At 70.1% G+C, this 23,740-nt stretch carries 25 protein-coding genes; 14 read left to right on the top strand and 11 right to left on the bottom strand.

Going from position 1 to position 23,740, the window contains the following annotated elements; all coding sequences use genetic code 11:
• Nucleotides 1–133 precede the first annotated feature (133 nt).
• A complete protein-coding gene (manA, locus tag VG296_RS29260; RefSeq protein WP_325571630.1) occupies nucleotides 134–1,342 on the top strand; it encodes a mannose-6-phosphate isomerase, class I in 1,209 nt (402 codons plus the stop codon).
• Nucleotides 1,343–1,355: 13 nt separating this feature from the next.
• On the opposite strand, the gene VG296_RS29255 is transcribed toward manA, so the two are convergent.
• The 5 genes from VG296_RS29255 to VG296_RS29235 all read right to left on the bottom strand — a co-directional run bounded on the left by VG296_RS29255 (nucleotide 1,356) and on the right by VG296_RS29235 (nucleotide 5,575).
• Nucleotides 1,356–1,931 carry a Uma2 family endonuclease gene (locus VG296_RS29255; protein ID WP_325571627.1) on the bottom strand — a complete coding sequence of 192 codons (576 nt, stop codon included), beginning with the start codon at nucleotides 1,929–1,931 and terminating at the stop codon, nucleotides 1,356–1,358.
• Nucleotides 1,932–2,065: 134 nt separating this feature from the next.
• A complete protein-coding gene (locus tag VG296_RS29250; protein WP_325571625.1) occupies nucleotides 2,066–2,836 on the bottom strand; it encodes an SDR family NAD(P)-dependent oxidoreductase in 771 nt (256 codons plus the stop codon).
• 1 nt (nucleotide 2,837) lies between these two features.
• Nucleotides 2,838–3,797, bottom strand: coding sequence for a COX15/CtaA family protein (locus tag VG296_RS29245; RefSeq protein WP_325571623.1), 960 nt, complete (start codon nucleotides 3,795–3,797; stop codon nucleotides 2,838–2,840).
• Between the two features lie 7 nt (nucleotides 3,798–3,804).
• On the bottom strand, nucleotides 3,805–4,620 hold the full coding sequence (locus tag VG296_RS29240; protein WP_325571621.1) for an ABC transporter permease: 816 nt from the start codon (nucleotides 4,618–4,620) through the stop codon (nucleotides 3,805–3,807).
• A 28-nt stretch (nucleotides 4,621–4,648) separates the two neighbouring features.
• Nucleotides 4,649–5,575: an ABC transporter ATP-binding protein gene (locus VG296_RS29235; RefSeq protein WP_325571619.1), complete on the bottom strand. Its 927-nt coding sequence runs from the start codon at nucleotides 5,573–5,575 to the stop codon at nucleotides 4,649–4,651.
• 138 nt (nucleotides 5,576–5,713) lie between these two features.
• Here VG296_RS29235 and VG296_RS29230 point away from each other — a divergent pair, with 138 nt between their 5' ends.
• The 8 genes from VG296_RS29230 (at nucleotide 5,714) to VG296_RS29195 (ending at nucleotide 12,372) form a co-directional block, all read left to right on the top strand.
• Nucleotides 5,714–6,433, top strand: a complete 720-nt coding sequence (locus VG296_RS29230; protein WP_349259742.1) for a metalloregulator ArsR/SmtB family transcription factor — start codon at nucleotides 5,714–5,716, stop codon at nucleotides 6,431–6,433.
• On the top strand, nucleotides 6,430–7,839 hold the full coding sequence (sufB, locus tag VG296_RS29225; RefSeq protein WP_325571615.1) for a Fe-S cluster assembly protein SufB: 1,410 nt from the start codon (nucleotides 6,430–6,432) through the stop codon (nucleotides 7,837–7,839). Before VG296_RS29230 ends, sufB begins: the two co-directional genes overlap by 4 nt.
• A gap of 52 nt (nucleotides 7,840–7,891) precedes the next feature.
• Nucleotides 7,892–9,109, top strand: coding sequence for a Fe-S cluster assembly protein SufD (gene sufD, locus VG296_RS29220; RefSeq protein ID WP_325571613.1), 1,218 nt, complete (start codon nucleotides 7,892–7,894; stop codon nucleotides 9,107–9,109).
• Between the two features lie 67 nt (nucleotides 9,110–9,176).
• A complete protein-coding gene (locus VG296_RS29215; protein ID WP_325571611.1) occupies nucleotides 9,177–9,518 on the top strand; it encodes a non-heme iron oxygenase ferredoxin subunit in 342 nt (113 codons plus the stop codon).
• A complete protein-coding gene (gene sufC, locus VG296_RS29210; RefSeq protein ID WP_325571609.1) occupies nucleotides 9,518–10,282 on the top strand; it encodes a Fe-S cluster assembly ATPase SufC in 765 nt (254 codons plus the stop codon). The genes VG296_RS29215 and sufC overlap by 1 nt, the downstream gene beginning before the upstream one ends.
• The gene (locus VG296_RS29205) at nucleotides 10,282–11,541 is read left to right on the top strand and encodes a cysteine desulfurase (RefSeq protein WP_325571607.1); all 1,260 of its coding nucleotides are present in this window, start codon (nucleotides 10,282–10,284) and stop codon (nucleotides 11,539–11,541) included. Before sufC ends, VG296_RS29205 begins: the two co-directional genes overlap by 1 nt.
• A gap of 22 nt (nucleotides 11,542–11,563) precedes the next feature.
• Nucleotides 11,564–12,040 (top strand): Fe-S cluster assembly sulfur transfer protein SufU, encoded by a 477-nt coding sequence (gene sufU, locus VG296_RS29200; RefSeq protein WP_325571605.1) that lies wholly within the window; start codon nucleotides 11,564–11,566, stop codon nucleotides 12,038–12,040.
• Nucleotides 12,037–12,372, top strand: a complete 336-nt coding sequence (locus VG296_RS29195; protein WP_325571603.1) for a metal-sulfur cluster assembly factor — start codon at nucleotides 12,037–12,039, stop codon at nucleotides 12,370–12,372. Before sufU ends, VG296_RS29195 begins: the two co-directional genes overlap by 4 nt.
• A gap of 58 nt (nucleotides 12,373–12,430) precedes the next feature.
• Here the strand turns inward: VG296_RS29195 and VG296_RS29190 are convergent, their stop codons facing one another.
• Nucleotides 12,431–13,516 carry a questin oxidase family protein gene (locus VG296_RS29190; RefSeq protein WP_325571601.1) on the bottom strand — a complete coding sequence of 362 codons (1,086 nt, stop codon included), beginning with the start codon at nucleotides 13,514–13,516 and terminating at the stop codon, nucleotides 12,431–12,433.
• A gap of 321 nt (nucleotides 13,517–13,837) precedes the next feature.
• On the opposite strand from VG296_RS29190, the gene VG296_RS29185 reads away from it, so the two are divergent.
• Nucleotides 13,838–14,359: a MarR family transcriptional regulator gene (locus tag VG296_RS29185; protein ID WP_325571599.1), complete on the top strand. Its 522-nt coding sequence runs from the start codon at nucleotides 13,838–13,840 to the stop codon at nucleotides 14,357–14,359.
• Nucleotides 14,360–14,436: 77 nt separating this feature from the next.
• Complete coding sequence (locus VG296_RS29180; protein WP_325571598.1) at nucleotides 14,437–14,688, top strand: hypothetical protein; 252 nt, start codon at nucleotides 14,437–14,439, stop codon at nucleotides 14,686–14,688.
• A gap of 29 nt (nucleotides 14,689–14,717) precedes the next feature.
• Here VG296_RS29180 and VG296_RS29175 read toward each other — a convergent pair whose 3' ends face one another.
• Nucleotides 14,718–15,689, bottom strand: a complete 972-nt coding sequence (locus VG296_RS29175; RefSeq protein ID WP_325571596.1) for a helix-turn-helix domain-containing protein — start codon at nucleotides 15,687–15,689, stop codon at nucleotides 14,718–14,720.
• A gap of 71 nt (nucleotides 15,690–15,760) precedes the next feature.
• Here VG296_RS29175 and VG296_RS29170 point away from each other — a divergent pair, with 71 nt between their 5' ends.
• Complete coding sequence (locus tag VG296_RS29170; RefSeq protein ID WP_325571594.1) at nucleotides 15,761–16,114, top strand: rhodanese-like domain-containing protein; 354 nt, start codon at nucleotides 15,761–15,763, stop codon at nucleotides 16,112–16,114.
• Here the strand turns inward: VG296_RS29170 and VG296_RS29165 are convergent.
• The 3 genes from VG296_RS29165 to VG296_RS29155 form a co-directional block, all read right to left on the bottom strand.
• Nucleotides 16,111–16,698 carry a pyridoxamine 5'-phosphate oxidase family protein gene (locus VG296_RS29165; RefSeq protein ID WP_325571592.1) on the bottom strand — a complete coding sequence of 196 codons (588 nt, stop codon included), beginning with the start codon at nucleotides 16,696–16,698 and terminating at the stop codon, nucleotides 16,111–16,113. The genes VG296_RS29170 and VG296_RS29165 overlap by 4 nt on opposite strands.
• Nucleotides 16,699–16,712: 14 nt before the next feature.
• Nucleotides 16,713–17,474: an SDR family oxidoreductase gene (locus VG296_RS29160; protein ID WP_325571590.1), complete on the bottom strand. Its 762-nt coding sequence runs from the start codon at nucleotides 17,472–17,474 to the stop codon at nucleotides 16,713–16,715.
• 83 nt (nucleotides 17,475–17,557) lie between these two features.
• Entirely contained in the window at nucleotides 17,558–19,318 is a 1,761-nt protein-coding gene (locus tag VG296_RS29155) for a SpoIIE family protein phosphatase (protein WP_325571588.1), read from the bottom strand.
• A 179-nt stretch (nucleotides 19,319–19,497) separates the two neighbouring features.
• On the opposite strand from VG296_RS29155, the gene VG296_RS29150 reads away from it, so the two are divergent.
• Nucleotides 19,498–20,925, top strand: coding sequence for a cytochrome P450 (locus VG296_RS29150; RefSeq protein ID WP_325571586.1), 1,428 nt, complete (start codon nucleotides 19,498–19,500; stop codon nucleotides 20,923–20,925).
• Nucleotides 20,926–20,947: 22 nt separating this feature from the next.
• On the opposite strand, the gene VG296_RS29145 is transcribed toward VG296_RS29150, so the two are convergent.
• A complete protein-coding gene (locus tag VG296_RS29145; protein ID WP_325571584.1) occupies nucleotides 20,948–21,892 on the bottom strand; it encodes a terpene synthase family protein in 945 nt (314 codons plus the stop codon).
• A 125-nt stretch (nucleotides 21,893–22,017) separates the two neighbouring features.
• Here VG296_RS29145 and VG296_RS29140 point away from each other — a divergent pair, with 125 nt between their 5' ends.
• Nucleotides 22,018–23,616 carry an ABC-F family ATP-binding cassette domain-containing protein gene (locus tag VG296_RS29140; RefSeq protein ID WP_325571582.1) on the top strand — a complete coding sequence of 533 codons (1,599 nt, stop codon included), beginning with the start codon at nucleotides 22,018–22,020 and terminating at the stop codon, nucleotides 23,614–23,616.
• Nucleotides 23,617–23,740: the final 124 nt, after the last annotated feature.

The raw sequence follows: 23,740 nt of genomic DNA, 5'->3' as shown, positions 1-23,740 counted from the left end.
CATACCGCCGTTAAGTTGAGCGTTCGTTCAGTTCGTATCGGTAAGGTCTGCGAAGCACTTCACGGGCGCGGTGCCGAAAGGGCGCCGCGTGCGACGCCGAACGAGCCGGAATCGTCCTCATGGAGGCCCACGCGTGGATCTGTTGGGTAACACCGTCCAGCCCTATGCCTGGGGATCGCGCACCGCGATCGCCGAGCTGCTCGGCGAGCCCTCGCCGAGCAGCGGACCGCAGGCGGAGCTGTGGATGGGCGCACATCCGAGCGCCCCGTCGGTGCTGACCCGGGACGGCGTGACCGGCACGCTGACCGCCGCGATCGCGGCCAATCCCGCCCTCGAGCTCGGCGTGCGGGTGGCCTCCCGCTTCGGCGGACGCCTGCCGTTCCTGCTCAAGGTGCTGGCCGCGGAGAAGGCGCTGTCCGTGCAGCTGCACCCGACCCGCGAGCAGGCCGAGGCCGGCTTCGCCCGCGAGGAGGAGCGCGGCGTGCCACGGGACGCGCGCGAGCGGGTGTACGTGGACGACTGGCCCAAGCCGGAGATCCTGTGCGCGCTGACGCCCTTCGAGGTGCTGGCCGGGCTGCGTCCGGCCGATCAGGCCGGCGAGGCGATCGAGGGACTCGGCCTGCCGGAGCTGAAGGAGCTCGTCGCGGGCCTGCGCACCAACCCCACCCCGCGCGGCGTCGCCGACGCGCTGACCCAGCTGCTCACCTGGTCCGAGTCGAGCCGGGAGTCGCTGGCCGCCAAGGCGGTCGAGGCCGCGGCCGTCGAGGCGGGCAGGGGCGGCCCGTACGCGGCGTCGTACGACGCGGTCGTGCGGATGAGCGCGGACCACCCGCGGGACATCGGCCTGGTCTGCTCGCTGCTGATGAACCACCGCGTCGTCGAGCCCGGACAGGCGCTGTTCATGGCCGCGGGCGGCGTGCACGCGTACATCAAGGGCGTCGGCATCGAGCTGATGGCCAACTCCGACAACGTGATCCGCGCCGGGCTCACGCCGAAGCACATCGACATCCCCGAGCTGACCCGGGTGCTCGACCCCGAGGTCGAGGTGCCCGTCCTCACGGCCCGCCGGGTCGCGCCCGGCGTCGAGGTCTTCGACACCCCGGTGCCCGAGTTCCGGCTCAGCCGCCTCAGCCTGGCCGACGGCGCCACCCTCACCGTCCCCGGCGACGGCGGCCCCCGCGTGCTGCTCTGCCTCGAGGGCGACACCTCCGTCAGCTGCGGCACCGAGCCCGACGGCCACTTCGTCCTCGGCCGCGGCCAGTCCTGCTTCCTCTCCGCCGCCGACGCCAACGTCCTACTCACCGGCGCCGGGAAGTTCTACCTGGCCGAGGCGGGGATCTAGCGGGGCTGCGGCCCTATCGCGCGAGCTCGCTGAAGTCGATCTCGATCGGGTAAGGGACGCTGAGCTGTGCGCTGCCGACGTAGCGCCCGGTCTCCTTGTACGCACGCTTCGAGGAGTCGAGCCGATATGCGTACAGCACCCGCTCGCCTTGCTCTCGCTCGATTCGCCAGAAGTGCTCGATGCCCGCTTCGGCATAAAGCACGGGCTTGCGCTTGCGATCCCGCGAGCGCGACTCGGGTGAGACGACCTCAACGGCCAGGACCACGTCACCGCGCACGAAGGTCGTCTGGTCCTCGTCACGCAGGGCGGTGGCGTGGATCACGACGATGTCCGGTTCGGGCCGCTGATCCCAGTCGAGCGTGACGGTCATCTCACGGCTGACGAGCAGGTCGCTCGGGACCGTCCGGCGCAGAGCAGCGACGAGCATGTCGATGGCGAGTGAGTGGAAATAGGCTTGCGGGCTCACGAGGACGAGGCTCGCGTCGATCAGTTCCGTGTGCGGCGGCAGATCGGGGAGGCGGTCGAGGTCTTCCGCGGTGAATCCGCCCTCGGGCGGAAACATCCATTCGGGAACCGGAGCAAGGCTCATGACGCTCATGGTAACTCCGGTGATAGTTCCTGTCTGCCGGGTGTAAGCCTGACCTGGCCGAAGACCAGCTGACAAGCTTTCAGCTTCATATCAGTACATCGGGTGATAAGACGATCGCTCGAATGAGCGAACAGCTAATGCACCGAGAAGCCGCCGTCCACGAAGAGCATCTGGCCGGTGACGAAGCGGGCGGCTTCCGACGCGAGGAAGAGTGCGGCGCCCTGGAAGTCGTCCGGGACGCCGTTGCGGCCGACCATGTGCTGCTTGGCGAGGACGGCGACGCGGTCGGCGTCCTTGGCGGTCTCGGCGGTGAGCGGCGTGAGTACGAAGCCGGGGATGATCGTGTTGACCGAGACGCCGTGTGCGGACCACGCCTCGGCCTGGGAGCGGGTCAGGCCCGCGACGGCAGCCTTGGCGGCGCCGTAGCCGCCGCTGTTGCCGAAGGCGGAGATCGACTGCTGCGAGCCGACGTTGATGATCCGGCCCCAGCCGCGCTCGGCCATGCGCGGGCCGAAGCGCTGGCCGAGCAGGAACGGCGCGTCGACGTTCGCGGCGAACTGGGCGTCCCACTGATCCGTCGTCAGTTCGGCGAGCGGCGGGCGGTACATGTTGGCCGCGCAGTTCACCAGGATGTCGATCTCGCCGACGAGTTCGACCGCCTCCTCGGCGGCCTGCGTGAGCCGCTCCCGGTCGGTGATGTCCGCCACGACGGCGTACGCCTCGCCGCCCTTGGACGCGATCCGCTCGACCGATTCCTTGAGCGGTCCTTCCCGCCGCGCCAGCAGCACGGTTCGCGCTCCGGCGCAGGCGATCGCCTCGGCCATCGCGTAGCCGATACCCGAACTGCCTCCCGTGACCAGGGCGGTTCGGCCCTGCAGCGAGAAGAGGTCCTCGAGCAGGCCCACGTCAGTGCCGCACGCGCAGGGACATCAGCACGCGCAGGGCCGCGATCCAGGTCAGGCAGGCGCCGGTCATGTGCAGCAGCACCATCCAGGCGGGCAGGCCGGTGAAGTACTGCGTGTAGCCGATCGCGGCCTGCAGCACCAGGACCAGGAACATGTCCCGCACGGCGCGCACGCTCTCCGGCCGCGCGTCCGTCGCCTTGAAGGCGAACCAGAGCGCCACCGTCAGGCCGACGACGATGAAGACCAGGTCGGCGTGCGCCTGCGTGATGTCGAGGGCCTTGAACGGCAGCCGCTTGCTCGCGTCGGACGCGCCCGCGTGCGGGTCGGTGCCGGTGACCAGCGTGCCGGCGGCGATCACGGCGGCGGTCGCGATGACGAGTACCCGGCCGAGCCAGATCAGTTCGCGCCTGGTCAGCAGTTCGACCGGTCCGTCGCCCTCGCGGGAGCGCTGCCAGAGCACGTACGAGACCGCGATCATGCCCATCGACAGGCACATGTGCGCCGCGACCCACTCCGGCGCCAGCTTCGTCAGCACGGTGATGCCGCCGACGACGGCCTGCAGCACGACGCCGAAGAACAGCATCCAGGACAGCTTCACCAGGATCGGGCGACGCGGCCGCTGGAACATCGCGGCCAGGATCGCCGCGCCGACCGCCGCGGTGACCGCGTAGGTGAGCATCCGGTTCGTGAACTCGATGATCGAGTGGTAGCCGAGCGTGTTGACCGGAACCAACGACCCGCCGGTGCACTCCGGCCACGTCGGGCAGCCGAGGCCCGAGTTCGTCAGCCGCACCGCGCCGCCGGTGATCACGATCAGCGTGTTCGCGAGCAGCGCGGCGAAGCACGCCCACTCGACCTGCTTGGGCGTCGGCCGCCAGCGGCGGATCGCGGTCAGCCTGCCGCCGGTCGTCGCATCCTCCGACACGCGTGCCGACGGGATGCTGATCTCCTGCTGGGTCACGTCGCGCCTACTCCCACCTGAAGAACCGGGCCGCGCCCGCGATCGCCACGATCGACCAGGCGGCCAGAATACCGAGCGGCCCCCAGGGCATCGCCGAGCCGCCCTGCAGCACGTCGCGCAGGCCGTTCGTCAGGGCGCTGATCGGCAGGAACTGAAGCACTGACTGCGCTCCGTGCCCGAACTTGGTCAGCGGTACCACGACGCCGCCGAGGCCGATGAAGACGAGGAACAGAAAGTTCGCCGCGGCCAGCGTCGCCTCGGCGCGCAGCGAACCGGCGAGCCACAGCGCCAGGCCGCTGAACGCAGCGGTCCCAAGAGCGAGCAGTACCAGCACCGCGAGCGGATCGCCGTGCGGGGACCAGCCCATCACCAGCGCGATCCCGATCAGCAGCACCAACTGCACGCACTCGACCATCAGGATGCTGAGCGCCTTGCCCGCGAGCAGCCCCCAGCGCGGCAGCGGCGTGGCGCCGAGCCGCTTGAGCACGTTGTAGCGGCGCTCGAAGCCGGTCGCGATCGCCTGGCTGGTGAAGGCCGTGGAGAGCACGGCCATGCCGATGATGCCGGGAGCGTAGTAGTCGATCCGGCTCGTGCCGCCGGTGATCGTGCCGATCGGCTCGGCGGCGAACGCGATCAGCATCATCGCCGGAATGACGATCGCCAGCAGCAGCTGCTCGCCGTTGCGCAGCAGCAGCTTGGTCTCGAACCGGGCCTGCGCCCGGATCATCCGCGCGACGGGCGCGGGCCGCGGGTCCGCCCGGAAGGAACCCGGACGGCCCAGCGGACGCGCGTCCGCCGCGGAATTCGTTCGCTTCTCTGGCATTTTCTGGGCCAAGGTCTCGGCGCTCATCTCAGCGCAGCTCCCGTCCGGTCAGGTCCAGGAAGACGTCTTCCAGGCTGCGCTGCTCGATCTGCAGGTTGCGCGGCATGATGCCGAGGCTCGCGCACCACGCCGTGGTCGCCGCCAGGATGTCCGGGGTGATCTCGCCGGTGACGTGGTAGCCGCCCGCGACCGGCTCGGCGGCCTGCGCGGGCGCCACCGCGATCGAGAGCGCCGTCAGGTCGAGGCCGGCGGGCGCCTCGAAGCGGATCGAGTCCCGCTCGCGCGTCGTGTCGGCCAGCCGCTGCGGCGTGTCGCACGCGATGACCCGGCCGCTGTCGATGATCGCGACCTTGTCCGCCAGCCGCTCCGCCTCGTCCAGCAGGTGCGTGGTCAGCACGATGGTCACGCCGTCCGCGCGCAGCTGCTCGATCAGCTCCCACGTCGCGTGCCGCGCCTGCACGTCCAGGCCGGCGGTCGGCTCGTCCAGGAACACCAGCTCGGGCCGCCCGACCACGGCGAGCGCGAGCGAGAGCCGCTGCTGCTGGCCGCCGGACAGCCGCCGGAACGAGGTCTTGCCGCAGGAGTCCAGGCCGAGCCGCTCCGCCAGCTCGTCCACGCTCAGCGGATTCGCGTAGAGGCTCGCGACGTGCCGCAGCATCTCCATCGCGCGCACGGACTGGTAGATGCCGCCCGATTGGAGCATCACGCCGATCCGGGGCCGCAGCTTCGGCGCGTCCGCGATCGGATCCAGACCCAGCACGCGCACGCGGCCGCCGTCGGGTCTGCGATATCCCTCACAGCACTCGATCGTGGAGGTCTTGCCCGCGCCGTTCGGCCCGAGTACCGCAGTGAGCCCGCCGCGCTCGACCACGAGGTCAAGGCCCTGGACAGCGGCCTTGTCTCCATACCGCTTGACCAGGCCGGAGATCTCCACGGCGGCTTCGGTCTGCTGCATGGCGCCGAGTTTACGTGGACTGTCTGCGCACACCGGCACCCGGGCCACCCGTAGGCCGTGGCGGGTCACCGGTTAGGTCACCCTTAGTTGCGGGCCGGAAATGAATAAGCGCACACTGGTGTTGTGAAAAACGTGGGCATGCTCGACGAGCAGGAGGAGAGGCAGGCGACCCGGAACCGGGTGGCCCGCGCCATCCTGTCCGAAGGCCCGCGTACCGCCGCCGAACTGGCCTCCAGTCTAGGCCTGACGCCCGCGGGTGTCCGCAGGCACCTCGACGCTCTCCTCGCCGAGGGACTCGTGGAGGCCCGCGAGCAGCGGGTATACGGCCAGCGGCACCGCGGCCGCCCCGCGAAGGTCTTCTCGCTCACCGACTCGGGCCGCGCGGTCTTCCACCACGACTACGACGCGCTCGCCGTGGACGCGCTGCGGTTCATCGAGGAGTCGGGCGGGGAGCAGGCGGTCGCCGCCTTCGCCCGCCGCCGCTTCGCCGACCTGGCCGCCCGCTACCAGAGCGTGCTCGCCGAGGCCGACCCGGCCGACCGCCCGCGGCTGCTGGCCGAGGCGCTGACCGACGACGGGTACGCCGCGTCCACCCGGGAGGCCGAGAAGCTCCCCGGCGAGCAGCTGTGCCAGCACCACTGCCCCGTCCAGCACGTCGCCGAGCAGTTCCCGCAGCTGTGCGAGGTGGAGACGCAGGTCTTCGCCGAACTGCTCGGCACCCATGTCCAACGCCTCGCCACGATCGCGCACGGCGACGGCGTCTGCACCACGTTCATCCCGACGGTCGCCGTGGCACGCCAGCGTGCCGGGGCCGCGGAGCCGATCCAGCACCACGGATCCGAAGGAGACGCTTCATGACCACCACTCACGACGAGCTTGCCGGCCTCGGCAACTACGAGTTCGGCTGGGCCGACCCGGACGTCGCCGGAGCCACTGCGAAGCGCGGCCTGAGCGAGGACGTGGTCCGCGAGATCTCCGCGCTCAAGAACGAGCCGAAGTGGATGCTGGACTTCCGGCTCAAGGCGCTGCGCCTGTTCGAGCGCAAGCCGATGCCGAACTGGGGTGCCGACCTGAGCGGCATCGACTTCGACAACATCAAGTACTTCGTGCGCGCCACCGACCAGCAGGTCACCTCCTGGGACGACCTGCCGGTGGACATCAAGGACACCTACGACAAGCTCGGCATCCCCGAGGCCGAGAAGCAGCGGCTGCTCTCCGGCGTCTCCGCGCAGTACGAGTCGGAGACCGTCTACCACTCGATCAACGAGGACCTCGAGCGCCAGGGTGTCATCTTCATGGACACCGACACCGCGCTGAAGGAGCACGAGGACCTGTTCCGCGAGCACTTCTCCACGGTCATCCCGTCCGGCGACAACAAGTTCGCCGCGCTCAACTCGGCGGTGTGGTCCGGCGGCTCGTTCATCTACGTGCCGAAGGGCGTGCACGTGGAGATCCCGCTGCAGGCCTACTTCCGGATCAACACCGAGAACATGGGCCAGTTCGAGCGGACGCTGATCATCGCGGACGAGGGCTCCCACGTGCACTACCTCGAGGGCTGCACCGCGCCGATCTACAGCTCGGACTCGCTGCACTCCGCGGTCGTCGAGATCATCGTGAAGAAGGGCGCCCGGGCCCGCTACACGACCATCCAGAACTGGTCGAACAACGTCTACAACCTGGTCACCAAGCGCGCCGCGGCCCAGGAGGGCGCGACCATGGAGTGGATCGACGGCAACCTCGGCTCCAAGGTCACCATGAAGTACCCGGCCGTCTGGCTGCTCGGCGAGCACGCGAAGGGCGAGACCCTCTCGATCGCCTTCGCCGGGCCCGGCCAGCACCAGGACGCCGGCTCCAAGATGGTGCACTGCGCGCCGAACACCTCCTCGACGATCATCTCCAAGTCGGTGGCCCGCGGCGGCGGCCGCACCTCCTACCGCGGCCTGGTGCAGATCCAGGAGGGCGCGCACAAGTCGAAGTCGAACGTGAAGTGCGACGCGCTGCTGGTGGACACGATCTCCCGGTCCGACACGTACCCGTACGTGGACGTGCGCGAGGACGACGTGACCATGGCCCACGAGGCGACCGTCTCGAAGGTCTCGGAGAACCAGCTGTTCTACCTGATGAGCCGCGGTCTGACCGAGGACGAGGCGATGGCGATGATCGTGCGCGGCTTCGTCGAGCCGATCGCCAAGGAACTGCCGATGGAGTACGCCCTCGAGCTCAACCGGCTGATCGAGCTGCAGATGGAAGGCGCGGTCGGCTGACCCGCGTTCCCGTACACCACCCGCCTCGCCTTCCCCGTCAGAAAGAACACTGATGTCGTCACAGCCTGAGCAGACCAAGGGCTCGAGCACCGCCGCGGCCGTGTCCGTCGCGCGGCCCGGCGCCGGCGCGCCGCTGGCCGGTCCCGGCACCGGGCGCAGCCACTCGGAGGTGCTCGCCTCCCGCGGCGAGCGGCCGACCTCGTACGACCCGGCCGACTTCGCGCCGCTCACCGGCCGCGAAGAGGACTGGCGCTTCACCCCGCTCAAACGGCTGGCGAAACTGCACGAAGGCGCGACGGCGGACGGCACGGACAAGATCGAGCTGCATCTGCCGGAGGGCGCGACGGCCGAGCAGGTGGGCGGGGACGACCCCCGCGCGCGCAAAGCAGGCGCCCCTATCGATCGCACCGCCGCTCTGGCGTTCGCGAACGCCGAGCAGGTCACCGTCATCACCGTGGCGAAGGAGGCCGTGCTCAGCGAGCCGCTCCGGCTGGAGGTGCACGGCGAGGGCGGCACCGCGTACGCGCACATGGTGTTCGACGTGAAGCCGTTCGCCGAAGCCGTGATCGTGCTCGACCACAAGGGCACCGGCGCGCGCTCGGCCAACGTCGACCTGATCGTCGGCGACGGCGCGAAGGTCACGTTCGTCTCGGTGCAGGACTGGGACCGCGACGCGGTGCACCTGTCACAGCAGAACACGCTCGTCGGCCGGGACGCCACAGTGAAGTCGGTGAACGTCACCTTCGGCGGCGACCTCGTCCGGATCACCCCGAACGTGCGCTACACGGCCCCTGGCGGCGACGCCGAACTGCTGGGCCTGTACTTCGCCGACGACGGCCAGCACCTCGAGCACCGGCTGTTCGTGGACCACTCGGTGGCCAACTGCCGCTCGCGCGCGACGTACAAGGGCGCGCTGCAGGGCGCCCAGGCGCACACGGTCTGGGTCGGCGACGTGCTGATCCGCGCGGCCGCCGAGGGCACCGACACGTACGAGCTGAACCGCAACCTGCTGCTGACCGACGGCGCCCGCGCCGACTCGGTGCCGAACCTGGAGATCGAGACCGGCGAGATCGTCGGTGCCGGACACGCCTCCGCGACCGGCCGCTTCGACGACGAGCAGCTGTTCTACCTGCAGGCCCGCGGAATCCCCGAGGCGGAGGCGCGCCGGCTGGTGGTGCGCGGCTTCTTCGCCGACGTGGTGCGGCAGATCGGCGTCCCCGAGCTCGAGGAGCAGCTGATGGCCAAGGTGGAGCAGGAGCTCGCCCGATGAGCGAGCTTGCGAGCGGATCCATGTGCACCGTGGCGAACGGCCTGCCGAGCGCCGGCGAGGTGGCCGCGTGAGCCGTCACGACGCGGCGCCCGAGTGGGAGGCCGTCGGGAGTGTTTCCGACTTCGAGGAAGACCGACCGGAGCGCTGCGAGGTCGGCGAGGTGGCCGTGATGGTCGTGCGCACCTCCGAAGGCAAGATCCACGCGCTGTACGACACCTGCTCGCACGCCGAGGTGCCGCTGTCCGAGGGCGAGATCATCGACGGCGAGATCGAATGCTGGCTGCACGGCTCGACGTTCAATCTCGCCACCGGCAAGCCCTCCTGCCTGCCGGCCGTCGACCCCGTCCCCGTATACCCGACCAAGATCGAAGGCGATGTCATCTACGTCGCCACGAATGTGGAGCTGTGATGGCAACTCTCGAAATCCGCGACCTGCACGTCTCCGTGGACGCCGAAGGCGCCCAGAAGGAAATCCTCAAGGGCGTCGACCTGACGGTCAAACAGGGTGAGACGCACGCCATCATGGGCCCGAACGGCTCCGGCAAGTCCACGCTCGCCTACTCGATCGCCGGGCACCCGAAGTACACCGTGACGAGCGGTCAGGTGCTGCTCGACGGCGAGGACGTCCTTTCGATGACCGTCGACGAGCGCGCCCGCGCCGGCCTGTTCCTGGCGATGCAGTACCCGGTCGAGGTGCCCGGCGTGTCCGTGGCCAACTTCCTGCGGACCAGCGCCACCGCGATCCGCGGCGAGGCCCCCAAGCTGCGCACCTGGGTCAAGGAGGTCAACGCCGCCATGTCCCAGCTGCAGATGGACCCGGCGTTCGCCGAGCGCTCGGTGAACGAGGGCTTCTCCGGCGGCGAGAAGAAGCGGCACGAGATCCTGCAGCTCGAGCTGCTCAAGCCGAAGATCGCGCTGCTCGACGAGACCGACTCCGGCCTCGACGTGGACGCGCTGCGCGTCGTCTCCGAGGGCGTCAACCGGGTCCGCGAGACCGGCGACGTCGGCGTCCTGCTCATCACGCACTACACCCGGATCCTGAAGTACATCCAGCCCGACTACGTGCACGTGTTCTCCGCCGGGCGGATCGTCGAGTCCGGCGGCGCCGAGCTCGCCCAGGTGCTGGAGGACGAGGGCTACGAGAAGTACACGGGCATCGAGGAAGTGGCCTGATGACCCTCGACGTGGATCTGATCCGCAAGGACTTCCCGATCCTTGAGCGTAAGGTCGGCGACGGTCGTCAGCTGGTCTACCTGGACTCCGCGGCCTCCTCGCAGAAGCCGCGCCAGGTCATCGACGCGATGTCCGACTACTACGCCCTGCATCACTCGAACGTGCACCGCGGCGTGCACGCGCTGGCCGAGGAGGCCACCGCGCTCTACGAGGGTGCCCGGGACAAGGTCGCGGCCTTCATCAACGCGCCGGACCGCAACGAGGTCATCTTCACCAAGAACTCCTCGGAGGCGCTGAACCTGGTCGCCAGCGTGCTCGGCTGGGCGGGCGAGCCGTACGGCCTGGGCCCCGGGGACCGCGTGGTGATCACTCAGATGGAGCACCACTCCAACATCGTGCCCTGGCAGCTGACCACCCAGCGCACCGGCGCCGAGCTGGCCTGGCTGAACCTCACGGACGACGGCCGCCTGGACCTGTCCAACCTGGACGAGGTCATCGACGAGCGCACGAAGGTCGTCTCGGTCGTGCACGTCTCCAACATCCTCGGCACGGTCAACCCGCTGGACGTGATCGTGCGCCGCGCGCACGACGTCGGCGCGATCGTCGTCGTGGACGCCTCCCAGTCCGCCCCGCACATCCCGCTGGACGTGCAGGCTCTCGGTGCCGACTTCGTCGCCTTCACCGGCCACAAGATGCTCGGACCGACCGGCATCGGCGTCCTGTGGGGCCGGGCCGAACTGCTCAACGAACTGCCGCCCTTCCTCGGCGGCGGCGAGATGGTCGGCACGGTCACCATGGAGGGCTCGACCTACGCGCCGATCCCGCACAAGTACGAGGCCGGCACCATGCCGATCGCCGAGGCCGTGGGCCTGGGCGCGGCCGTGGACTACCTGACCGCGCTCGGCATGGAGAACGTCGCCGCGCACGAGCACGAGATCGTCAGCTACGCGCTGGAGCGGCTCAAGACGATCGAGGGCCTGCGCCTGATCGGCCCGCAGACCGCCGATGCGCACGGCGCCGCGATCTCCTTCACGCTTGAAGTGGCGGGTCTCGGCGAGATCCACCCGCACGACGTCGGCCAGGTGCTCGACGAGCAGGGCATCGCCGTGCGCGTCGGCCAGCACTGCGCGCGGCCGGTCTGCGTGCGCTATGGAATTCCGGCGACCACGCGAGCGTCTTTCTCGGTGTACACGACGAAGGCGGAGATCGACGCGCTCGTCGAGGGTCTCGACTACGTCAAGCGCTTCTTCGGGGCCTGAGCGAGCAGAGGGGAGAGCCATCATGAAGTTGGACTCCATGTACCAGGAGATCATCCTGGACCATTACCGCAACCCGCATCACAAGGGGCTGCGCGACGCGTACGGCGCCGAGGTGCATCACATCAACCCGACCTGCGGCGACGAGGTGACCCTCCGGGTGCACCTGACCGACCCGCAGCGCGGCGCGGATGCCCTGGTCCGCGACGTGTCCTACGAGTCGGCGGGCTGCTCGATCTCCCAGGCCTCGGCCTCGGTGATGTCGGACCTGGTGATCGGCAAGAGTGTCGCCGAGGCGCTGAAGGTCGGCGACGCCTTCCTCGAGTTGATGCAGTCCAAGGGCGGGGAAGAGGGCGACGAGGACGTGCTGGAGGACGCCGTCGCGTTCGCCGGCGTCTCGAAGTTCCCGGCCCGGGTCAAGTGCGCGCTGCTGTCCTGGATGGCGTTCAAGGACGCTGCCGCCCAGGCCCTCGCGACCACCACGAAGGAGACGGAACAGTGAGCGAGCAGGCAACAACGGGCGGCGTGGCCGCCGTGGACGATGTCGAGGAGGCGCTGCGCGATGTCGTGGACCCCGAGCTCGGCATCAATGTGGTGGACCTGGGCCTGGTCTACGGACTGACCGTGGACGAGTCGAACGTGGCGATCATCGACATGACGCTGACCTCGGCCGCCTGTCCGCTGCAGGACGTGATCGAGGATCAGATCCGGACCTCGACCTCGAGCCTGGTCGCCGACTTCCGGGTGAACTGGGTCTGGATGCCGCCGTGGGGCCCGGACAAGATCACCGACGACGGCCGCGAGCAGCTCCGCGCCCTCGGCTTCAACGTCTGAGGCGGCGAAAAAGACCGGCAAGAAGGGAGCCCCCTTTAAGGGGGCTCCCTTCTTGCCATCACCCCTGCTTGATCATCAGGGTCGCGCGGGTGACGGCGGCGAGCGCGTACCTGCTCCCCGTGCGCTCGAACACGTCGAGCGCGGCGTCGGCGAACTTCACCGCGTGCTCGTCCTTGTGCCGCACCGCGCGGTCGAAGCTCTCCTGAGCCTCCCCGGTCTGCGCGACGGCGGCGGACACCTCTTCGGCCGGTGCCTCGGTGTTGCGGTACGCCGCGGTCACAGCGGCGGTGGCGAGCCACGCGGCGTCGAGCGACGGGATCCACAACTCGGTCGGCAGCGCGGGAAGGGTGCGCAGGACAGCGGTCGGCGCGGTCGAGGCGTGCACGAGCATGATCGGATTCGCGTGACCGTGCGTCAGGTAGTCGTGCACCGCCGCGTCCGTGACATCGGCGAGCAGGCAGGCCGCCTGCTGCGGGGTTTCGGGCGCGCGGAGAGCCTCCAGTGCGGTCGACAAGCCGGGCGTGTAGGAGAGCTGGCTGAGTCGGTGCGTGACGCTGATCTTCTGCTCGGCCACGCTCGGCACCTTGGCCAGTGCGCCCGCCGCGTCGATGCCGCCGGAATGCGGGGGAGTGGCGACCTCGAGCGGCTTCCACTTCGCTGCCCAGTAGCCGAGGGCATGCGCGAACTCTTCGATCCGAGGACCCTGAAGGGCCTGCTCGCCGAGCGCCTCTTCGGCGAGCAGCGCGCGGACGGAGTGGCCGACGCGGATGACGCCGTGCGTGGTCCCGGCGATGATGCCGGGGAGCAGCCGCGGCCACCACTCGGCGAGCAGTTCGCGCCAGGGACGCAGCTGCACCTCGCGGAGCATGAACGCGGTCCAGTCACCGACGCGGGCCTGGTCGCCGAGGGCCTCCTGCCAGGTCTCGTGCGTGACCGGCGTCAGGCCGCGTGGCACGTCCTCGAGACGCTGCTGATACCAGTCGATCCAGGCGTGCACCTCGCGGTCGTGGCCGTGGCGCACCATCGCCTCGACGGCCATCGGACCGTGGTTGCTCAGGCTGTCGTCGAACTCGGGACCGGTCGTGTGGAAGCGCTCGTAGGCCTCGTCGAGAATTCCGGAGTCGATTGCGTTGTTGGCGGACATGATGGCGACACTGCCTTTCCGGAAGTGGTGGGACGGAGCTGGCCGAGGACCGTGCCGCTGAGGGCGAGGGCCAGTCCGAGGAGTTGCAGGGGACGGCGAGCGGCAGCAGCCCGGCGGGCAGCGCACGCGCGGTCGCAGTGATCAGCGGCTCGCCGGACGGCAGCCACTGGGTGGTGACCGCGTACGTGCTGCCCCAGGTCAGCGGGGCGACGGCGGTGGCGAGCGTGAGCCGCGTCCGGGAAGCTTGCATGAAAGTAGCTTAGTGCTAAGCAACTTAGCTGGCAACTACTTAGCACTTGGGGTATCTGGCATACTGGTGGCATGGCCTCCGAACTGGACTCCGCAGCCCGCCCCGGGACGGCCGACGCGGTCGACCGGATCACCGCGCAGTGGCACCGGGAGCGCCCCGAGCTGGATACCGAGCCGATGGCCGTGTTCGGCCGGATCTACCGGCTCGCGCGGGCGATGGGCGACCGCATCGAGCAGGTCTACGCCCGCTTCGGGATCGGCCGCGGCGAGTTCGACGTGCTCGCCACGCTGCGCCGCTCCGGCGAGCCCTTCTCGCTCTCGCCCACCGCGCTGGCCGAGTCGCTGATGCTGACCACCGGCGGGATGACCGGCCGGCTGGACAAGCTGCAGAAGGCCGGGCTCGTCGACCGCTGCCCCGATCCCGGCGACCGCCGGGCGCTGAAGGCCTGCCTGACCGACAAGGGCCGCGCGGTGGTCGACGAGGCTCTTGCCGCGGGCCTGGTCGTGCAGAGCGAGGCGCTCGGGCAGCTGCCGCCGGAGAATCGCTCCGCGCTCGCGGACCATCTCCGGGCCCTGCTCTCAACCCTCGAATAAGAGACGCGCCGTGTGATGTCACTCCTTCGAGTGGAAGCGCGGAATGTCACCTTGGACCGGGCGCGGAGCTCAGCACCATGGACGGCATGGAATCCATGCTCGAGGTGTCGGTCGGCATCCCCCGGCAGTTGTGGGACCGCGTCGAACTGGCCGCGCAGGACGAGAGCGTGACGGCGGCCGCGATCGTCGCCGAGGCGCTCGAACAGCACCTGTCCTGCCGCGCCAGGCTGCGCTCGGTCGAGGCGTGGGCCCGCCGGCACGCGTCCGGCGCCGACTACGAGGAGTTGGTCGAGGTGGATCCCAACTTCGACGTCGCGGGCTGCTGCTGAGCGACGGCCGGCCGCGGTCGGTCCGGCCGTCAGCCGCGGAACGTCCTGCGGTAGGCGGAGGGCGGCGTGCCGACGGCGCGGGTGAAGTGGTGCCGGAAGGTGGCCGGGTCGGCGAATCCGACGGCGGCGCCGACCTGCTCGATCGAGGCGTCGCCGGTCTCCAGCAACTCCCGTGCCGCGGCGAGGCGCTGCCGGACGAGCCAGCGCAGCGGCGAGGTGCCGGTCGCGCGCGCGAAGTGCCGCAGATAGCTGCGCGCCGAGACGTTCGCGACCTGCGCCAGGTCGGCGACCGAGATCGGCCTGGACAGGTTCTCCAGCGCCCAGTCGAGCGACCTGGCCACGCCGTCATCCCCGGCCCGCCTGCTCACCGCGGTCTCGATGAACTGCGCCTGGCCGCCGTCCCGGTGCGGCGGCAGCACCAGCCGCCGGGCCACGGCGTTGGCCACCGCCGAGCCGTGGTCCAGGCGGATCAGGTGCAGGCACAGGTCAAGACCGGCCGCGCTGCCCGCGCCTGTCAGCACCCTGCCCTCGTCCACGTACAGCACGTCCGGATCCAGCCGCACAGCCGGAAAGCGCTGCCGGAACACGTCCGCGTACCGCCAGTGCGTCGTCGCGCCGAGGCCGTCCAGCAGGCCGGCCTCGGCCAGCGCGAAGGCCCCCGAGCAGATGGAGACGATCCGCGCGCCGCGTTCGTTCGCCGCTCTCAGTGCGGCGATCAGACCGGCGGGAATCTCGCCGCGCACGTCCGGCACCGCGGTCACGATCAGCGTGTCCGCGGCCGTGAAATCCTCCATGCCGTACTCGGCCGCGAGACTGAATCCGCCCAGCGCACGCAGCGGCCTCCGGGTCTCCGCGCACGCCCTGAACTCGTACCACGGCACGCCCAACTCCGGCCTCGGCAGCGCGAAGACCTCGGTGACGCAGCCGAGCTCGAAGGCTGACATCCCCTCGAACAGGTACGCGGCCACTGTTGGTCCCGCGGCACGTTCGATACGCAGCATGGCGTGATCTTAGCGAACCATGGCGTTCACGCCACTTCTGGCGAGAGAGCCGGACCGCGATCCTGAACACCATGACAGCCATCGAACATTTCGCGGCCAAGCTCACGTTCGAGACAGACGTCGCCGACGTGCACGTCGCCATGGAGACCGAGGCGCCGGGCTTCGTCCTCGTCGACTCCCGTTCGCGTGATGCCTGGGACAAGGGCCATGTGCCGGGCGCCATCCACCTGCCCACGCGCGAGATCGAAAGCCGCGCCGCCGAGCTGATTCCGCCGGGGACCTCCGTCGTCACCTACTGCTGGGGTCCCGGCTGCAACGGCGCGACGAAGGCCGCGCTGGAGTTCGCCAAGCTCGGCTACCCCGTCCGCGAGATGATCGGCGGCTTCGAATACTGGGTGCGCGAAGGACACGCCTACGACGTCTAGGCGTACGTGCGCGGCACGTCCGTGGGCAGCGGGTGGTCGGGTTCGAGGCCGGGTAGGCCGTCGATGCTCTTGTTGTTGACCTCGGCCACGCGCTGCGCCCACTCCTCCGGCTGCCTGCGGCCGTGCACGGTGTCCAGCACCGGCCGCTCGTCCTTGATCTCCATATACGGGACCGAGTAGCCGCACGACGCCTGCGTGCTCTGGACATCCACCACGATCAGGCCGCGCAGCCCGGGATGTTCCAGGTTGAAGTGCGGCGCGAACTCGCGGAACTCGCCGTCGTCCGGGCGCACGTAGCGGCCGGTGCCATAGAGCCGGACGATGTTGGACTCGCGGTCGAACGAGCAGAACATGATCGTGATCCGCGAGTTGTCCCGCAGGTGCGCCTTGGTCTCGATGCCGCTGCCGAACAGCTCCAGGTACGCGAAGGTGTGCGCGTCGAGGGCCTTGAAGGTGTCCTTGTAGCCCTTCGGCGAGACGTTGACGCGCCCGTCGCCGAGCGGAGCGGTCGCCACGAAGAACATGTTCTGCTTGTCGATGAACTTCAGCAGCTTCGGGGTGATCTCGTCGTAGTACGTAGCCATCGCGGGTGCCCCCTTCAGGCGACTTCGGTCGGACGGACCATGATCTCGTTCACGTTGACGTGCCGGGGCCGGGTGACCATGTAGCCGATCGCGTCCGCGAGATCCCGCGGGTTCAGCAGTTCGAGACCGTCCTGACGGCTGCGGATCTGCGCGAGGATCTCCGGGCGGTTGGCCTCCTGCAGTTCGGTGTGCGTCGGTCCGGGCTCGATCACCGAGACGCGCACGTGCTTCGAGGCGAGTTCCTGCCGCATCGATTCGCTGAGCGCGCCCACGCCCCACTTGGTGAGGTTGTAGACCTGGCTGCCGGGACGCACCGTGCGACCGCCGATCGAGCTCACGTTGACCAGGTCGGAGACCCGGCGCGGGCCGTTCTCGGCCGCCTCGAGCAGGTGCGGCAGCGCGGCGTGCGTGCAGTAGAGCAGGCCGAGGACGTTGAGGTCGACCATCCGCTTCCAGTCCTCGACGCTGGCCTCCGCGGTCGGGCCGAGCAGCATCACGCCGGCGTTGTTGACCAGGATGTCCAGCCGGCCGTGCCGCTCGACGGTCTGCGCCACGACGTCCTGCGCGGCGGCCTCCTCGGTGATGTCGGCGACGATCGCACTCGCGGAGCCGCCGTCGGTCTCGATCCGCGCCACGAGCTCGTCGAGACGGTCCTTGCGCCGCGCCACGGCCACCACGTGCGCACCCAGCGAGGCCAGCTCGGCCGCCGTGGCCTGGCCGATTCCGCTGGACGCCCCCGTCACCAGCGCCGCGCAGCCGGAAAGTCTGTCAGTCATCGTACGTCCCCTCGGTAGGATCCGACTCGGCACTTCGGATCCTACCCAGTGGGTGTCGTGCGGCCCTACGTATTTCGTCGCGATCAGCCAAGTCGGGCGACCAGCAGGGCGACGTCGTCCTTCCAGGGCCCGTCCGGACGGTTGGCGGCCAGCAGTTCGTCGGCCACCGTGTCCAGCTTCTCCTCGCGCTGCCCGTCGAGCACCGCGCGGCAGCGGCCGAGGCCCTTGTCCAGGTTGTTGTCCATGCTCTCGAGCAGCCCGTCGGTGCACAGCATCAGCATCGAGCCCGGGTGGTAGGGCACCGTCCAGACCGGGAAGTCGTAGTCCTCCAGCACGCCCAGCGGCACGCCCGGCTCGTTGTGGTGCACCGAGCACTTCTCCGCGCCGATCGCGAGCACCGGCGGGATGTGCCCGGCCCGGCTGACCGCGAGGGTCCGCCGCTCCGGGTCGATCAGCGCGATCAGGCAGGTGGCGAACAGCGGATTCTCCGCGTCCTCGTTGACCTCGCAGACGAAGGCGTTCGCCCGCTGCATCAGAGCGCTGACGTCAGAGCTCTGCCCGGCGTAGGCCAGCAGCGTGGTTCGCAGCCGGTACATCATGCCCGCGGCCTGCACGTTGTGGCCCTCGACGTCGCCGATGATGAGCAGCGTCGTGCCGTCCACGCAGTGCACCGAGTCGAACCAGTCGCCGCCGACCTGGATCCCGGTGGTGGCCGCCTCGTAGCGGTGCGCGAGCTCCACGCCGGGACCGGGGCGCAGCGCCCGCGGCAGCATTCCGCCCTGCAGCGCCATCGCCAGGGCGAGCTCGATGTCATGGATCCTGGCCCGGTGCACGGCCTGGCCGATCGCGCTGGCCGCCAGCACCAGGAAGGCCCGCTCCGGCGCGTCGAAGGCACGCGGCGAGTCGAAGCCGATCATGCACACTCCGCGCATCCGCGGCACGCCCCCTATCGGGATCACCGCCGAGGCGACCGCGCCGGTCGCGCGCATCGCCTCCACCGACTGCGGGAAACGGCGCCGCAGCTCGGACGCCTCCGTGAAGAACAGCGGATCCCCGGTGGAGGCGGCCGTGCGCACCGGGCCGTCCGGGCCGATCCGCACCCGTCCCGCGGCCATCCCCAGGTTCCCGGCCTCCAGGATCACCTCGGCCGGCTGGCCGGCGTCCGTCACCAGCAGCCCGGTCGCGCCGAGGGCGGGCAGCGCGGCGGTGACCGCGGTGCGCAGCTCGGCCAGCGAACCCGCGCTGGCCAGGCCCGCGGTGACCTCCTGCATCCGCGCCGCCACCGCGGCCCGGCGCAGCGCCTCGATCTCGGCGGCGCGCCGCTCGGTGACGTCGATGATGATGCCCATCATCCGGCTCGGCCCGCCGGTCGTCGGATCGGCGATGACCCGGCCCCGGGTCTCCAGCGTGCGTATCCGGCCGTCCGGCAGCTGCACGCGGTATTCGAAGACGTAGTCGCCCACCCGCGCGAGCAGCGGGTCGAGCATCTCCAGCAGGTCCGCCACGTCCTCCGGCGGCACCTGGCCGAGGAAGGCCTCGAAGCGCAGCACCGGGTCCGGCTCGAGACCGTGCAGCTGGTAGGTCTGGTCGTCGCAGATCACCTCGCCGGTGCCGAGCACCCAGTTGTAGAAGCCCGCGGCGGCGTCGAAACCGCTCGGGGTGAAGCCGAGTTCTTCCCAACCTCCGTTGCTTCCCGGCCGGTATCCCACGTTTCCGGACTGTTCGCGCTTGCCGCGCCCGGAATCGCGTGGACCGCCGGCCGGTCGGTTGCCGCCGTTCGGGGGCAGCGTGGCCACCCCGCCCGGGCCCTTGGCCGTGCGGGGATCGCTCGCGGATGGCGTCATCGACCGCCTCCTCGTTTTCCGCTGACAGCCATACGGTAGCCGCATCGTCGCCCTCCGGCGTCGTTTTTCGGGAAGAATCAGGTCTCGGGAGTGGAAAATCGGGCGCCGTACGGCGCCCCCCGACACGCTTCGTCCGCTCCTTCCGGGCCCGCATCGAACGCGCTAGCGTGGAATTTCTCATGAACCGTCAGATGCCGGCGCCCGACGCCGTCCCCTTCGCCTCGACCGACTCCGTCGACGCCGCCGCGGCGCCGCTGCCCGGTGCCTGGCCGGTGCTCGGCCACGCGCCGGCGCTGCTGCGCGATCCCCTGTCGCTGCTCGCATCCGCGGGCCGCCTCGGTCCGGTGACGATCGCCCGGCTCGGTCCGGTGCGCGCGTACCTGGTGACCGATCCGACCCTGATCCGCTCGATCCTGGTGCAGGACGCGGCGGACTACGACAAGGGCTTCCAGTTCGACACCCTCAGGTCCCTGATCGGCGACGGCGTGGGCACCTCGAGCGGGTCCGCGCACCGCAGGAACAAGAAGCTGGTGCGCTCCGCGTTCGACCACTCCGCGGTGGACCGCTACGCGCTCGAGATGGCCGGTCAGACGGCGGGATTCCTGGACACGCGCTGGGCCGGGGCCGCGGCCGCCGGAAACGTCCTGGACGCGGCCGCGGAGATGCGGATGCTGGCCATGCGGCTGGTCACCCACTCCATGTCCGGCTCCGAGGTGGACGCCGACGAGGTCATGGCCGCCCTCCCCGAGCTGCTCTCCGGCGCCGGTCGCAGGGCCCTGCTACCGATCAGGACCCTGGAACGGCTGCCCACGCCCGGCAACCGCCGCTTCGAGCAGTCCCTCGCCGCGGTGCACGCCGTGGCCGACGGCATGGTGGCGCGGCACCGCGAACGCGCCGCGGCCGCCGATGCGGACGGGGCGGACGGAGTGGGCGCGGCGGAGCAGCCGACGCTGCTGTCCATCCTGCTCGCCGCCGTGGACGAGGACGGCACCGGCCTGACCGACGCGCAGGCGCACGACGAGATAATGACTCTGCTGCTCGCCGGGACCGAGACCGTCGCCGGGGTCCTGGCCTGGGCGCTGCACCTGCTCGCCGCCGATCCCGAGCTGCAGCGACGGATTCGCGACGAAGTGCTCGAAGTCACCGAGGGCCGCGCGCCGACCGTCGCCGAGATGCGCGGCCTCGCGCTGACCGAACGGTTCGTGAAGGAGATCCTGCGGCTCTACCCGCCGGGCTGGATCCTCGGCCGCCGCCCGCTGCACGACGTGCGGATGAACGACACGCTCGTGCCCGCGCGCAGCCAGGTGCTGCTCAATTTCTACGGCCTGCACCGCGATCCGGCCGCGTTCCCGGACCCGGAGCGCTTCGACCCGGACCGTTGGATCGACCCCGACCCGGACCTCGTCGCGGCCTACTACCTGCCCTTCGGCATGGGGCCGCGCGGCTGCCTCGGCGAGGGGTATGCGTGGACGGAGATCTACGGCGTGCTCTGCGCCGTGCTGAGCCGCTACCGGCTCGAATCCGTACCCGGCACCCGGGTGCGCGCCGTCGCCCGCACGACGCTGCACCCGGACACCGTGCCGCTGCGGCCGGCGCCGATCGATTGACCGGAGTCGAGGGGAACGGCCGCTACGGGGCGGAGACCTTGTAGCGGCCCGTTTCGTAGGACCACTCGAGATTTCCGGCGATCCAGTGCCGCAGATCGGCGGCGAAGCGGATCAGCCCCGGATTGCCCGAGGCCAGCAGCGGACGCTCGGCCGCGTAGTAGTCGGCTATGCGCTGCTCGAGCATCACCGCGCAGCGGTCCAGCGCCTGCTGCTCGGTCATCCCGTGCTGGCGCGCGAGCACGGTCGGCAGGCTCAGCACGTCGGCGGACGACTGAGTCTCCTCCTTGCGGTAGGAGACGATGTCGTTCGACCAGCAGATGATGTCCGCCACGGCATCGGATGCGGCCCGTACGGAAGGGTCGTACCATGCCCGGTCGTCGAGCTCGAAGCCGTTGATCGTCTCGATCAGGGCCAGGCAGGTGGCCACCGCGCCGCTGTGCCTGCGCATCCGGATGTACTCGTCGAGCGGCGCGAGCGTGCCGTGCTGCCGGCAGGTCGCCTCCCAGACCAGCGCGTAGAAGTACGAGATCACCGCCTGGGTGAACCTGCCCCACTGCACCGGTCCGGTCAGCCTGCGCAGCCGCCTGCTCAGGTCGGCCAGCGCGCCGCCGAACACGTCGCCGGGACCGGCGGTCCCGGTCTCCAGCGCGCTCAGCAGCCACACCGTGACCTCGGTCATCGCCGCCGGGTCGGATCCTATGTCCGACTCGTCGCAGTACTCGTCGTCGAACAGGAACAGCCAAGCCGCCCACGCGGCGCTCAGCAGCAGGCCGTCGAGGGTCGCATGCGGCGCGACCCGCCCGGCCAGGCGCGCGGGGGCGGTCGCGTGCAGGCGTGCGCGCAGCTCTGGACGGGCCGTCAGTCCGGAGTCACGAGCCCACCGCTCGGTCGCCACCCGCGCCGTATCGGTAGCCGGGTGCAGATCCGTCCCGAACGGGACGGCCAACCTCGGCACGACGACGGGCATGGAGCCCTCCTCCATGTGCAGGGTGAATCAATATTCTAGTAACCCCCGGAGCACCCGCACACGTCCGCCGCCGTCCGGTGGAAACTCTGCGGAGAGCGTGCGCCCCCGTCCCGTACGATGGTGCGGTGATCACTGCCTCCCATGTCGAAGTGCGCGTCGGCGCCCGAGTCCTGCTGGAGGACGCCTCCTTCCGGGTGGGTCCCGGAGACCGGATCGGCCTGGTCGGACGCAACGGCGCGGGCAAGACCACGCTGACCAGGATGCTGGCCGGCGAGGGCCAGCCCGCCGCCGGCAGCATCCACAGCTCCGGCCAGGTCGGCTACCTGCCGCAGGACCCGCGCACCGGGGACCTGGACGTCATCGCGCGCGACCGGATCCTGTCCGCGCGCGGTCTTGACGACGCAGTGCGCCGGATGCGCGTCGCGGAGAGGTCCATGGGCAGCGCGAACGCCGCGGAACACGACAAGGCCATGCGCCGGTACGCCAACGCGGAGACCGCGTTCCTCGCCGCCGGGGGCTATGCCGCCGAGTCCGAGGCCGCCGTGATCGCCTCCAGCCTCGGCCTGCCCGACCGGGTGCTCGAGCAGCCCATCGGCACGCTCTCCGGCGGTCAGCGGCGCCGGATCGAGCTGGCCAGGATCCTGTTCGGCGACAGCGAGGTGCTGCTGCTCGACGAGCCGACCAACCACCTGGACGCGGACTCGATCATCTGGCTGCGCGACTACCTGAAGAACTACAAGGGCGGTTTCGTCGTCATCTCGCACGACGTGAAGCTCGTCGAGTCCTGCGTGAACAAGGTCTTCCACCTGGACGCCAACCGCGGCGTCATCGACATCTACAACGTCGGCTGGAAGGCCTACCTGGAGCAGCGCGAGGCCGACGAGCGGCGGCGCAAGCGGGAGCGGGCCAACGCGGAGAAGAAGGCCGACGCGCTGTTCGCGCAGGCCGACAAGATGCGCGCGAAGGCGACCAAGACCATCGCTGCGCAGAACATGGCGCGCCGGGCCGAGCGGCTGCTCAGCGGCCTGGAGGCGGAGCGGGCCTCGGACAAGGTGGCCAAGCTGCGCTTCCCCAGGCCCGCGCCCTGCGGCAAGACTCCGCTGATGGCCAGCGGGCTTTCGAAGTCGTACGGCTCGCTGGAGATCTTCACGGACGTGGACCTGGCCGTGGACCGCGGCTCCAGGGTCGTCATCCTCGGCCTGAACGGCGCGGGCAAGACCACGCTGCTGCGGCTGCTCGGCGGCGTCGAGAAGCCGGACACCGGCAGCGTCGAGCCGGGCCACGGGCTCAAGCTCGGCTACTACGCGCAGGAGCACGAGACGCTGGACCCGCAGCGCACCGTGCTGGAGAACATGCGCAGCTCGGCGCCGGACCTGGACCTGGTCGAGGTGCGCAAGACGCTCGGCTCCTTCCTGTTCTCCGGGGACGACGTGGACAAGCCGGTCAGCGTGCTCTCCGGCGGCGAGAAGACTCGGCTCGCGCTGGCCACGCTCGTGGTTTCCAGCGCGAACGTGCTGCTGCTCGACGAGCCGACCAACAACCTGGATCCGGCGAGCCGCGCGGAGATCCTCGGTGCGCTGAGTACGTACGAGGGCGCCGTGGTACTCGTCACACACGACGAGGGCGCGGTGGACGCACTCGGCCCGGAGCGGCTGATCCTGCTGCCCGACGGGGTCGAGGACCTGTGGAACGACGGGTACCGGGACCTGGTCGCGCTCGCGTAGCCCGCGCGGGCGCGTGTGCGTGTGCCGCTGAGCGGACGCCGATTCCCGGTATCCGACAGAACGTCGATTGCCCTCCGTAACAGTCTCATAACGGGGAGGGCGTTTTGTCCTGAAATTCAGCGCT

The sequence above is a fragment of the Actinospica sp. genome (assembly GCF_035552695.1).
Lineage (GTDB): Bacteria > Actinomycetota > Actinomycetes > Streptomycetales > Catenulisporaceae > Actinospica.
The sequence above is the reverse complement of the archived record's forward strand: the minus strand, read 5'-3'. Positions and strand labels throughout refer to the sequence as shown.